Source organism: Azoarcus sp. DD4 (assembly GCF_006496635.1).
Taxonomy (GTDB): domain Bacteria; phylum Pseudomonadota; class Gammaproteobacteria; order Burkholderiales; family Rhodocyclaceae; genus Azoarcus.
Genome location: NZ_CP022958.1, coordinates 5,268,270 through 5,279,654, shown reverse-complemented (window position 1 = coordinate 5,279,654; position 11,385 = coordinate 5,268,270). Strand labels below are relative to the sequence as shown.

The following is an 11,385-nucleotide window of genomic DNA, read 5'->3' as shown; positions in this document are numbered from 1 at the left end:
TCGTGCTGCCCGGCGATAGCGCTCCAGGCTGGTATGGCAAGCTGCCGGCGCTCGGCGATTTCGCCAGCCGGCGTTTGCCTCAGGCTTTCGTCGCCGCCTGGGATGCCTGGCTGCAGCGCGGCATGGCCTACAGCCAGGAACATCTCGGCAGCGCCTGGCTGGATGCTTTCCTCACCGCCCCGGTGTGGGGGTTCGTGCTTGGCGAGCGCACACTGGAGACCCAGACCTGGGCCGGTATTGTGTTGCCCTCGGTGGATCGCGTCGGCCGCTATTTCCCCCTGACCCTGTGCGCCCCGCTGCCTGGTTTCAGCTTCGGCAGCGATGCGCTGACCGCGCTGGAGCGCTGGATGGATTCGCTCGAGGAGGCAGCGCGCGGCGGCCTCGATCCGCAGGCGACGGTCGACGGCTTCGAGGCCGGGCTGGTAGCTTGTCCGCCACCGCTCTTTCCGGCGCCGCAGGCTTGCGGCCTCGGCGAGGCTCTGCTGCGCGGCGACGCCTTCGTTCGCCTGGAGCGGCCCGGTGCGCGCGGCCTGCGCGATCTCGGCGGCGATGCCGCGGCGCGTACCATGGACATGCTGTTTGCACCCTATACCCTGTGGTGGTGCCGGGGCGGCGACGGCACTGCGGGCGGTTTTGCCTGCCACGGCATGCCGAGCGCCGCGGTGTTCGCCCGCATGCTGCAGTACGCACCTGGCCAGGTGTGACCCAACGACAGGAATCCAAGACCGGTGTCCGACACGAAAGACGATGACAAGACGGTGGTGCTGGGCGGCGCGAGTGCCGCCGCAGCGGCGCCCCAGGCCCAGGAAAACCCGCATAACGCGCTGCCGGTGGGCGCGCGCCTGGGCGAATTCGAGATCATCGGTCTGGTGGGCGAGGGCGGTTTCGGCATCGTCTACCTCGCCCAGGACCACTCGCTGGAACGCAAGGTCGCGCTCAAGGAATACATGCCGGCCTCGCTGGCGGCGCGCACCGCCAGCGCCACCGTGTCGGTGCGCTCCGAGCGTCACCGCGAGACCTTCGAGATCGGCCGCCGCAGCTTCGTGAACGAGGCCCGCCTGCTCGCCCAGTTCGACCACCCCGCGCTGGTCAAGGTCTACCGCTTCTGGGAGGCCAACGGCACCGCCTACATGGCCATGCCCTACTACGACGGCCGCACCCTGCGCGATGCGCTCAAGGCGCGCGGCGAGGTGCCCGACGAGAGCTGGATACGCAAGATCCTGGCGCCGGTGATCGACGCGCTCGAACTGATCCACCGCGAAAGCTGCTTCCATCGCGACGTTGCCCCCGACAACATCATGCTGCTGCGCGACGACCGCCCGGTGCTGCTCGACTTCGGCGCGGCGCGGCGGGTGATCGGCGACATGACCCAGGCGCTCACGGTCATCCTCAAGCCGGGCTACGCGCCGATCGAGCAGTACGCAGAGATGCCCGGTATGCAGCAGGGGCCGTGGACCGACGTCTATGCGCTGGCAGCGGTGATCTACTTCATGATCACCGGCAAGACGCCGCCGCCCTCGGTCGGCCGCATGATGCAGGACAGCTACCAGCCGCTCGCCACCCTGGCCGCAGGCCGCTACAGCGACCGCTTCCTGCGCGGCGTCGATCGTTGTCTCGCGGTCAAGGCGGAGGATAGGCCGCAGAGCATGGCGGAGATGCGGGAGGCGCTGGGCTGGGGCCTGGATTCGCCCCTGTTCGCACCGCCCGGCGCGACCACCGCGGCGGCGTCGACCGTCGTCGCCGGCACCGCGCGTCCGGCCGCCGCCGCTTCACCGGCGGTCGGCAAACCCGGCAGCGGTACCCGCAATCTGGTGATCGGCGGTGCCGCGGTGGCCCTGGCGGCAACCGTCGGCGGCGCTTACTGGCTGCTGCGCGGCAGTGCGCCGGCACCGGAGCCGACGCCGGTAGTCGCGCCCCAGGCGCCGGTGGCGGCGGCCCCGTCCCCACCGCCGCCCGTGCAGGCGACCGCGCCGACGCTGCCGCGGCCGGCCGCGCCGACGCTGGCGGAAACCTTCCAGGCGGTGCTGGCCCATGCCGACCCCGGTATGACGCCGCGCCTGGAGGCGCCCGCCACCGTCACTGTCGGCCAGGATCAGCTCAAGCTCTCGCTCGACAGCAAGATCGCCGGCCATCTCTATCTGTTCCTGTGGGACAGCGGCGACGACATGGTGTATCGCCTCTTCCCCAACGATGCCGACGCCGACAGCACGCTGGGCGTGGGCAGCACCTTCCATGTGCCGCGGCCGCATCTGCGCATGCCGTGGGTCTTTCCGGCACAGGAGCCGGCGGGCGAATGGCGGGTGCTGGCGGTAGTGTCGGAGCAGTTGCGGGATTTCGACCGTGCCGCGCTCAAGCGCGACGGCGACCTGCTGTCGTCCAGCCGGGCGGAGTTCGAGGCAGTGCTGGCGGGTGGCGGTGATATCGGCGCCTTGCTCGGCACGCCGCGTTGCGTGGCAGGGGAGCCCTGCTCCGGTCGCTACGGCGCCAAGCTCGCAACCATCCGCGAGTTGCTGCCGCCCGCACCCAAGCCCGAAGTCGCCAAACCGGCGCCCCGTGCACCGGCGCCTGCCCAGGCGGCCGATGCCGGTCGCGCCGAACCGGTGCCGCAGCGCCCCTCGGCGCCTGCGGCCAAGCCCGCGCCCAAGGACAGCGACACGCTCAAGGCAGAGCGCGAATACATGCAGCAGCTCAACAAGGACCTGGACCGCCTGCTGCAGGGGCAGCCTGCCAACTGAGGTGGTCGCTGCGGCAGCCGGGGCCGGCCGCCGCGTCCGGGCGTCAGAACCAGTAGCTGCCGGACAGGGTGATGCTGTTGGTTTCGCGCCCGTGCAGGTAGCGCAGGCCGAAGCGGGCGTAGCTCTTGGCCACGTCGCCGCCGCGGTTGGTGCCGATCGAGATGCCGATCTCCTGGGTGTTGTCGACGAAGAACTCGGTGCCGCCGGTGTAGCGCGTATCGACCAGCGAGTACTCCAGGGATAGCGGCAGGCCCATGAGCTTGACCGGCTGCGCCAGCATCACGCCGTTGCGCAGCGACCAGGTCTTGATCTTGGGGTCGAAGGAGTAATCGCCGACCGAGAGCTTGGTGGTCTTGTAGTAGCCGGCCATGTTGCCGATCACCAGATCGAGGCCGTCGAGCGGGATGTGATAGGTGCTGGATACGCCTACCGAATACATGCCGGCGACCGAGGCGAGGTCGGCCGAACCCGTCACCGCGTAGCGCAGGCTGGGGGTCAGGGCCCAGCGGCTGGTGACCGGCATGCGGAAGGCCGCGCCGACCCCGCCGTGATAGGCCTCTGCGCCGCCTATCTTCACCAGTGTGAGCGATCCGGACAGCGTGAACATCTGGCCCGGCGTCGAATCGGATCGCCACACCCGCGAGAACGGCAGGTTGGTCACCTCGCCGTCCCGGCCGTCCACCGTCATGCTGCCGTAGGAGGCCCCGATCGAGAAGGTCGGGCTGTCGGCGTTGCTGCCGCCGATTTCGCGCAGGGTGTCGGACATCGCCGCGTCGAAGTCGGCCGCCGCCGCGCTCGGGATCAGGCCGCCGGGGCCGGCGATCGGACTGGTGGCGGAATGCTCGGCCTGGTACTTGATGATCTCCGACATGACTCCGCTCTTCTTCAGGTACTCCACCAGCAGGTCGGCCGACTCGTCGCGGGTGGTGCCGGCAAAGGCCTCGCTGATGCCCAGTGCCGGAATGCTGAAGTTCAGCACGGTACTCTCGAAATCGAACTGCAGCGTGACCGGGACGCCGTTGAAGTCGATATTCGCCTCGGCGAAGGCGATGTCCGTGTAGCTCGGCACCAGTTGCTGGAAGGTGGCGTCGTTGAGCAGGTCGAAGAAATCCTCGGCCGTGTCTTCGCAGCGCTGGCCGGTATCGGTGCCACTGGTGGAAATCACATTCAGGGACAGGCCGAAGTTCTTGTCCGAGCAGGCGGCGTGGCCGGCGGCGGGCAGAATGGCCGCGGCGGCCAGGGCGGAGGCGACGAGCAGGCGGGTCGGAGGTGTCATGGCGGGCCTTCGTGGCTGGCGAAAAAAAGCCCGGTCTGCGGGGGACCGGGCGGTTTGGGGGGCGGAACCGGTCAGACTTCGACGCGGCTCTGGTTCTTGGCTTCGATGGTGATGCGCTGGACGTTGGCCGGCACACGCGGATCGGCCACGCGGCTGTGGCGCACCTTGCCCTTGCCGGAGCTTTCCATGGTTTCCATCAGCGTCACCTTGGCGGCGCTGGCGTCGCCCTTGCCGGGCGCGGTGGCCACCGTCATGTCTATGGTCTCGCCGCGCTCGCTGGCCGTCTTGCGGGCGTATTCCTCCAGCTTGCGCACCGCCTCGCGCCCTTCCGGCGTGTCGACCTGACTGAGGGGGATATCGACCGAAACCGACTTGAACGCGGCCACCGTGTCGGTCTTGTTGGCCTTGGTGTCGACCACCTTCACCTGCTGGGTCTCGACCGGCGACACCGTGGCGCCCTTGACCATGGTGGTGGCTTCGGTGGCGCGCTTGGCCTCCTCGATTTCGGCGTTGCGCGCCTTCATGTAGCCGACGATGCCGCCCACCAGCGCGCCGGCGGCGCAGCCACTGCCGGCATCGTTGTTGGTGAGGGACGCCAGCGCGGCGCCGGCGGCGCAGCCGATCGCGGCGCCGATGCCGGCGCTCTGGGTCTTGTCGTCCAGGGTGGCGCAGCCGTTCAGCATCAGTGCTGCGCACAGGGGAAGCAATGCAATCCGGGTATTCATGGTGTTTGTCCTGTCGTGCTCAAGGGTGATTCAGGGCAGCAATACGGTGACTTCGTGTTCCGCCTTGTGCACCTGCACCGCGATCGCAGTGTAGTTGTCGCTGTGTTGATTGTCATGCGCTTCGACTATCGCGGCCATCCGCTCCAGCCAGTCGGAGCACGAGCTCGCGGTGCCGAGCTCGGCGGCCATGCGCGGCTCGTCCACGTACTCCCACCAGCCGTCGCTGCAGATCAGGAAGGCGTCGCCCGGGCCGATCGCGACCGGCGCGCCCGAAACGCTGAGGGCGAGGTCGTCGGCATTGCCGATGGCCGAGGTCAGCAGGCTGCGCTGCGGATGGCTGCGGATCATGTCCACGCTGCCGTAGCCGGCGTCGATCATGCTCTGCACCAGGCTGTGATCGCGCGTCTGGTGCACCAGCTCGCGGTTGCGGAAGAGGTAGATGCGGGTGTCGCCCACGTGCGACCACACCGCTTCGCCGCGCGTGGCGTCGATCAGCAGCACGGCGGCGGTGGCGTGCATGTTGTCGCCTTCCGGGTTGGCGTTCTTCTCGGCCATGACCGCGGCCTGGGCGGTCTCGAGCAGGGCGACGGCTTCGGTCTCGCCGACCGCGGGATGGCTGGAGAAGCGCTCCAGCACGGTGCTGACCACGATCTGGGCGGCACGGTCGCCGCTGCCGTGGCCGCCGGCGCCGTCCGAGACGACCCAGCAGCAGCCCTCCTCGGAAGTCCAGTAGCCGCAGGCGTCCTCATTGCGCTTGCGGCGGCCGATGCGGGAAATGTAGGCGGTGTGGAGGTCGAGCATGGTGTTCTCGTTGTGGGCTCGCTGGGGGCGGCCGATCAGCCGCGGTCGCGCTGCAGTTGGTCGATCTGGGCCTCGTAGGCCTTGAGGAACTCGCGGCCGAACAGGGAGTGGAAGTCGTCCTCCGCCTCGCGCGAGATGTCGCTGTAGCGCTGCTCGTAGAGATCCCACAGCTTGGCCTTGCGGTTGGCCGGCAGCACGCTGTCGAGCAGGCTCTTGCTGGTGAGGCGGGCTTCGAGTTCGGCCGGGGTGAAGCGGCCGAGCACGCTGGCGAGTGCGGCGCGCATGCCGGCGATGAAGCCGATCTGGTGCGCGCGCAGGTCGTCGTAGGCATCGCGCATGGCCTCGTCCGGCTGCATGAAGCCGCTGCCCTGCGGCAGCAGCAGCTGCATCAGGGCGAAATCGACGTCGGGGGAGAACTTCAGCGGATTGTTGTTCTTGCTGACGATCATGGTGACGTCGGCACGCACCTCGCGCTTGGTGGCGGCGCGCGCGATCAGCAGCTCCACCGTGCCCTGCACTGCCTCGCGCAGCATGCGGCCGATGTGCTCCATCAGTTCCGGCGTCAGTCCGCCGGCCGGGCTGAGCCGGGGCAGGCCGATGCCGCGGGCGAAGGCGGCGAGCAGCGCGTCGCCGTCGGCCGACGGCGCGTAGGCGGGTGGGGTCGGCGATGGTGCAGGCGGGGGCGTTGGCGTCGCCGCGGCCGCCGGTGGATTGATGCTGACGCTGGCGCGTGGTGCCGGGGGCGGCACAAGCTGGGTCAGCGCCTCGCGTACTTCGGGCGCGGCTGGGCTGGGGGCCGGCGCCGACTGCACCGGCGCTGCGGGTGTTGCCCACGACACGACGCCGCCCTGCGGTGCCGCGGGCGTCTTCGGCGGCAGCGGTGCGGCGGCCGGATTCACCGTCGTCGGCGGGCCATCGTCGATCAGGCGCGGTGGCGTGAAGGCGTCGCGCAGCAAGGGCGAGTCGTTGCGCACCGCATCCTGGCCGGGGGCGGGTGCCACGCCGCCGAGTAGGGCGAGCGGATCTTCGCTGCCGCCGGCGATCGGTGCCGGGGCATGGGCCGGGTCGGCCAGCGGCGAACCGGCAAAGGGGTCGTGTCCGGCGCCGGCCTGATCGAGACCGAACAGCGCGTCGAGCGAGCTGGCCTCGGCTGGCTGGGCGAGGCCGCCGATGCCAAGCGGATCGGCCGGATTGTTGTCCGGCGCCCGGGGAGCAGGGCGGGCAGGCGGTGGCGGCGCGAAGGCGGCGAAGGGGTCGTCATGCGCCGCGGCAGGCGGCGTCGCGGGTGCCGGTGTCGGCGCCGTCACCGGCGCGGCCGGCACAAAGACGGCGAAGGGGTCGTCGTCGCGTGCTGCCGGCGCGGGGCTGAAGGGTGCCGGGGCGGGAGGCGTGCCGAACTCGGCGGGCGGTGCGCCGGCTGGCAGCGACAGGTCGAGTTCCAGGCCGAGGCCGAGCGGATCGCCCTGCGGCGGGAGGTTGGGATGGGTTTCGTTGCCGAAGCGCGAGGTTTCGCGCAGCACTTCCACGCGCAGGGTGTAGTCGGCAATGCCGATCTCGTCGCCGTCGCGCAGGGTGGCGCTGGCACCCTTGCCGAGCGGCCGGCCGTTGAGCTGGGTGGGATTGCCGCCATGGTCGACGAGTACGTAGCGGGTACCGTCGTATTGCACCTGCGCCTGCATCCGCGAAATGTGGCGGCCGGGGTCGGGCAGGGTCAGTGCGTTGCTGTCGTCGCGGCCTATGGTGCCGCCGCGCTCGTCGAAATCTTGGGCGAGGGGGCTGGCCGGCGGAAAGCCGTTCACCTGGATCACACTGATGCGTAACACTGCTTTCTCCATTCGTTCAGATGACCGGCGGCGGGGCCATCAGGCGTGCGCCGGCGAGGGCGGCGCGCATGCCGAAATCCCAGCGCGCGGCCAGATCCATGGTGGCCTGTGCGGCCGAGGACAGCGTGGCCGACACTTCATGGCCCCGGCACCAGCGGCGTCCGGCCGACCACTGTTCGCGGTGCCGGCTCCACAGCTGGCGGGCGCGTTCGGCATCGGGCAGCCAGACGTCGTCGGCGAACTCGCGTTCGAAATCGTCGGCGTCGGCGCTGATCGGCAGCGTCTGGCGTTGCGCGTCGACCTCCAGCCCGGTGAGGCGGCTGAAGGCGGTGCCGGCCGCGGCGGCGGTGAGCGGTTCGGCGGCGGCCATCATTGTGATCAGCGGCTCTATCCCGTCCGGATGGCCGGCGCGGCCGAGCAGGGCGCAGCGGCGCGGCGCGGTCTGGGCGGCCAGCAGCGCGGTCCAGGGCGCTGTCGCAGCGGTGTCGCCGACCGCCGCCCAGAAATCGAGCCCGACCGGATCGCCGGCTTCGGCCAGCTGGCGTGCCGCCTGCGCGACCCAGGCTTCGCCGCGCCAGCTGGCGGCGGCGAGGACGGCGCCGCGCAGCTCGGCCTGCGGTCGGCGCAGGGCTTCGCGATAGGGTGGCGGCGAGCTGGTGGCGGAGTCGATCAGTGTCAGTGCGCGCCAGGCGAGGCCGGCGACGGCCGGTGCTTCGGCCTGCAGCAGCCGGGCCAGCGCGGCGTCGTCGGCGGCGAGACGGCGCTGGGTCGCGAGCGCGGCGGCCGCGGCGGCCGCACGCGCCGGATCGTCACCGGTCAGGGCGCTGCGCAGGGCGGCTTCGGTGTGGGTCTGGGGGGCCGCACCGAGCGCGTCGCGCAGGCCGTCGAGCCGGCTGCCGGTGGCGCTGCGGAAGCTGTCGACCACCATGGCGGCCTGTGCCGGTTCGCCGCCGCGCAGCAGGGCGCAGGCGATGGCGAAGACCTCGTCGCGGTCGTCGGATGCGAGCCACTCGCCGAGCAGCGCCGGCAGTTCGCGGCCGGCGACCAGCATGCCCTGCAGGTGGGCGTCGATGCGTTCGTGCAGGTGCTGGAGGTCGCGCAGCGTCAGCGTCTCGGAATGCACCGCGGCACGGCGTCGGCTCCACAGGTAGGCGAGTTCTTCGGCGTGGGTGAGCGCGAGTTCCGGCATGAAGTGCCGGTGGCGGTGCAGTGGAGCGATTGCGACCATGGGCGTCAGTTGATGGCGACGTTGCCGGCGCGGATACGCTGGGTGCCCCTGGCGCGCAGCAGCACGTCGTCGCCGCGCAGCATCAGTTTGCCGTCGGCGGCGCGCAGGTCGATGGAGACATCGCCGCACTTGAGTGTCAGCACCTCGGTGGCTTCCAGCGTCAGGCGCGCCTGCGGTTGCGCGTCGCGATAGGGGCCGATGCGGCCGAGCACCACGCCCGGCCCGGCGCCGCCCGGCGGCAGCACCAGCACGCTGTCGCCGACGTCGAGCGGCTTGCCTTCCAGGCACAGGCAGCGCCAGGGGTCGCGGCCGGCGACCGCGACCAGCAGCCAGCCGTCGCTTTCGATGGCGAGCAGTTGCCCGCGCACGGGGCCGGCGGCCGGGTCGGCGCCGGCGGTGGGCTGGTTGTCGGCCAGCAGGGCAACTCGGTGCGTGCTCATCGCGGGTCTCCCGGGGGCGTGATCAGAATGTCCATTCGTCGGCGGGGACGAAGCGCAAGGTGTCGATGTTGGCGGCCATGAGCGTGGTGCCGAGCGTGGCTGTCATCACCGAGCCGCCGGCGTTGGCGCCGGGATTGCCGGCGCGCGGGCCGGACAGCGGTGTGTAGGACCACCGGTCGCTGCCCCTGCCGCGTACCACCTTCTTGCGGCCGACGTCGTCCTTGTCGGGCAGGCTGGTCGATGCCGAGCCCCACAGGTTGAGACCGTTGCCGTCCACCGGGAGCTTGCCCGGCAGCCACACGCCGTTGTCGAGTTCCTTGATCAGGCCGATTGCAACCAGTTCGCCCAGCTGAGTCATCGTGTCACCCGCAGATGTTCTTCTTGTTGTGCCACAGCGGGTCGCCCATGCGGCAGACGTTCTTGCCGTCCAGCATGACGTCGAAGGAGTACATCAGGAACTCGCACTCCTGCTTGAAGGTGCCGGAGATCACGCCACCTGCGGTGCCCGGCTCGTCGCCCGCGCTCATCATGTACTTGGCGCCCTTCACCATCACCATGCTGCCGTCGGCCTTGACGGTGGTGGTGCCGGCGGTGGTGTCCGACGACTTGCCGATGTTGGGGTAGGGGATGGGAATGGGGCCGCCGGGCGAGGGCGTGTTGCAGACGTCGGGGAAGACCATGCTCACGCCGTTGCTGGTCTTGTGCGCGAATCCCTTGATGTTGTGGACGGTGCAGGGCATGGCGGGCTCCGGTGGGGTCAGCCGGCGACGGCGGCGAGCAGGGCCGCGGCGCGGTCGCCGCGGTCGGACGAAGCATAGACCAGGCAGGGGCCCGGTCGGTAGCCGCCGGCCAGTCCGTGGGCGGCAAGCGCCGCCAGCAGCGGGCCGTGGGCGGCGCCGAGATCGCCGCAGCATTCGGCCGGGTGCTCCATCAGCATGGCGTCGGCGAAGTGCGCCGCATTGCGCAGGCGCGCGACGCTGAATTCACGCGCCCAGTAGCGCTCGCCGTTGAAGGACGAATAGGTACATGCCACCGGCGCCGGGGGCGTGATCTGCGCGAACAGGCCGCCGACTGTTGCCGCCAGCCCTTCGCCGAGGTAGGGCGCTTCGGCGTAGAGGTGGCCCGGCTCGAAACCGTTTGCCGCACCGGCGACCGTAGCCAGCGCCTTTCCACCGCAGCCGGGCGCGGCGAGCAGCAGGAAGGCCGCGCCTTCGCCCGGGCGGAATCCGTCGCCGTTGGCGGTGCTGCCGATGCGGCCGTCCATGGCCAGGGTGTCGAGCACGTAGAGGTCGAGCAGGCTGTCCACGCCGCCCACCAGGATGTAGCGGGTTTCGCCTGCTGCCAGCCGTGCGGCTGCCTGTCGCAGCGCCATCAGCCCGGCGGCGCGGCCGCGGGTGACGGCGACGCTGTGCGCGAGGTCCAGCGGAGCCGCGCTTTGCAGCGCCAGGCGGCGGAGGAAGTCGGCGGGTGCGATGGCTTGCAGCGCGTGGTGCTCGGGCAGGCCCAGCAGCAGCGGCACCGGGCCGGTATCGTCCGGCAGGACGGCCAGCGTCTCCGCCAGTGCGGCGTGGGCGAGCCGCAGCATGCGTGCCTCGCGCGGCTGCAGACCGGCCGCGGCCAGCGCCGGTGCGAGCGCGGGCAGGCCGTCGTCGGGCACGCTGCCGGCGACGAAGGCCTCGCCGCGGCGGTCGCGCATGGCGATTTCGCGCAGGCGGGCGACGCGCGCCCGTGCCGCCGCGGCGGTCTCGGCCAGGCCGAGTCCGATCGGGGTGATGCAGCCGGCGCCGAGGATCACGATCGTCATGGTGCCGGTATGGCGCTAGTCGAGCGATTCGAAACGGATGTCGCCGTAGCCGGCGGCGGCGATGTGGCGCTGCAGACGTTCGCTGACGATCATGCAGTCGGTGTCCTCATCGGCGACGAAGAGGTCGAGGTCGGGCACGCGGGCGGGGTCGATGACCAGCCTGTCTATGATGTTCATGCCGTCGCCGAGCGAGCGGATCTCCGACCTCGCCATGTCCACGCAGGCGACGCGGCCGACGATGTTGAGCAGCAGGTAATCGTGGATGACCCGGTTGTTCACATCGTCGTGCATCTCGACCGGACTGGCCTCGACGTTGGCGACGCCGGCGGCAAGCAGGGTGGCGTGGAAGGAGCGGGTGCCGATCCAGGCGGGCGACTCGAAAAAGGTGGGCAGCTTGCCGTTCGGCAGCTCGGGGTCGAGCTGGACCACCAGCGGCGGCACGAAGTCGGCGTCGAAGCGGTGGCCGGTCTTGAACTCGGTCATGAAGTGGCTGACCGCGTAGAGCCCCGCCCCGTTGGGGTCGATGAGGCGGCTCATTCTGAAGTACGTCACG

The 11,385-nt window shown here is 70.6% G+C and carries 12 protein-coding genes; 2 read left to right on the top strand and 10 right to left on the bottom strand.

All coding sequences use genetic code 11. The annotated features are described in order from the left end of the window. Positions 1-2: 2 nt before the first annotated feature. A complete protein-coding gene (tagF, locus tag CJ010_RS24500; RefSeq protein WP_168225019.1) occupies positions 3-704 on the top strand; it encodes a type VI secretion system-associated protein TagF in 702 nt (233 codons plus the stop codon). 24 nt (positions 705-728) lie between these two features. Then, a complete protein-coding gene (locus tag CJ010_RS24495) occupies positions 729-2,735 on the top strand; it encodes a serine/threonine-protein kinase (RefSeq protein ID WP_141020408.1) in 2,007 nt (668 codons plus the stop codon). A 43-nt stretch (positions 2,736-2,778) separates the two neighbouring features. On the opposite strand, the gene CJ010_RS24490 is transcribed toward CJ010_RS24495, so the two are convergent. From CJ010_RS24490 to CJ010_RS24445, 10 genes are all read right to left on the bottom strand, one after another. Continuing rightward, on the bottom strand, positions 2,779-4,011 hold the full coding sequence (locus CJ010_RS24490; RefSeq protein ID WP_141020407.1) for a hypothetical protein: 1,233 nt from the start codon (positions 4,009-4,011) through the stop codon (positions 2,779-2,781). A gap of 71 nt (positions 4,012-4,082) precedes the next feature. Beyond that, positions 4,083-4,736 (bottom strand): glycine zipper domain-containing protein, encoded by a 654-nt coding sequence (locus CJ010_RS24485; protein ID WP_141020406.1) that lies wholly within the window; start codon positions 4,734-4,736, stop codon positions 4,083-4,085. Between the two features lie 30 nt (positions 4,737-4,766). Continuing rightward, complete coding sequence (locus CJ010_RS24480) at positions 4,767-5,537, bottom strand: PP2C family serine/threonine-protein phosphatase (RefSeq protein ID WP_141020405.1); 771 nt, start codon at positions 5,535-5,537, stop codon at positions 4,767-4,769. Positions 5,538-5,572: 35 nt separating this feature from the next. Then, the gene (tagH, locus tag CJ010_RS24475) at positions 5,573-7,360 is read right to left on the bottom strand and encodes a type VI secretion system-associated FHA domain protein TagH (RefSeq protein ID WP_168225018.1); all 1,788 of its coding nucleotides are present in this window, start codon (positions 7,358-7,360) and stop codon (positions 5,573-5,575) included. 16 nt (positions 7,361-7,376) lie between these two features. After that, on the bottom strand, positions 7,377-8,588 hold the full coding sequence (locus CJ010_RS24470; protein ID WP_141020403.1) for a hypothetical protein: 1,212 nt from the start codon (positions 8,586-8,588) through the stop codon (positions 7,377-7,379). 5 nt (positions 8,589-8,593) lie between these two features. Further along, a complete protein-coding gene (locus CJ010_RS24465) occupies positions 8,594-9,028 on the bottom strand; it encodes a hypothetical protein (protein ID WP_141020402.1) in 435 nt (144 codons plus the stop codon). A 22-nt stretch (positions 9,029-9,050) separates the two neighbouring features. Then, positions 9,051-9,386: a hypothetical protein gene (locus tag CJ010_RS24460; protein WP_141020401.1), complete on the bottom strand. Its 336-nt coding sequence runs from the start codon at positions 9,384-9,386 to the stop codon at positions 9,051-9,053. Between the two features lie 4 nt (positions 9,387-9,390). Beyond that, positions 9,391-9,768: a DUF4150 domain-containing protein gene (locus tag CJ010_RS24455; protein ID WP_141020400.1), complete on the bottom strand. Its 378-nt coding sequence runs from the start codon at positions 9,766-9,768 to the stop codon at positions 9,391-9,393. A gap of 17 nt (positions 9,769-9,785) precedes the next feature. Then, positions 9,786-10,832, bottom strand: a complete 1,047-nt coding sequence (locus CJ010_RS24450) for a beta-ketoacyl synthase N-terminal-like domain-containing protein (protein WP_141020399.1) — start codon at positions 10,830-10,832, stop codon at positions 9,786-9,788. Between the two features lie 15 nt (positions 10,833-10,847). Next, positions 10,848-11,384 carry an imm11 family protein gene (locus CJ010_RS24445; RefSeq protein ID WP_141020398.1) on the bottom strand — a complete coding sequence of 179 codons (537 nt, stop codon included), beginning with the start codon at positions 11,382-11,384 and terminating at the stop codon, positions 10,848-10,850. Between the last annotated feature and the right edge of the window lies 1 nt (position 11,385).

Bases quoted from the DNA above. Each gene is read 5' to 3' on its own strand.
- CJ010_RS24450 (WP_141020399.1), bottom strand. From the start codon at position 10,832: ATGACGATCGTGATCCTCGGCGCCGGCTGCATCACCCCGATCGGACTC.
- CJ010_RS24465 (WP_141020402.1), bottom strand. From the start codon at position 9,028: ATGAGCACGCACCGAGTTGCCCTGCTGGCCGACAACCAGCCCACCGCC.
- CJ010_RS24480 (WP_141020405.1), bottom strand. From the start codon at position 5,537: ATGCTCGACCTCCACACCGCCTACATTTCCCGCATCGGCCGCCGCAAG.
- CJ010_RS24490 (WP_141020407.1), bottom strand. From the start codon at position 4,011: ATGACACCTCCGACCCGCCTGCTCGTCGCCTCCGCCCTGGCCGCCGCG.
- CJ010_RS24455 (WP_141020400.1), bottom strand. From the start codon at position 9,768: ATGCCCTGCACCGTCCACAACATCAAGGGATTCGCGCACAAGACCAGC.
- CJ010_RS24470 (WP_141020403.1), bottom strand. From the start codon at position 8,588: ATGGTCGCAATCGCTCCACTGCACCGCCACCGGCACTTCATGCCGGAA.
- CJ010_RS24460 (WP_141020401.1), bottom strand. From the start codon at position 9,386: ATGACTCAGCTGGGCGAACTGGTTGCAATCGGCCTGATCAAGGAACTC.
- CJ010_RS24485 (WP_141020406.1), bottom strand. From the start codon at position 4,736: ATGAATACCCGGATTGCATTGCTTCCCCTGTGCGCAGCACTGATGCTG.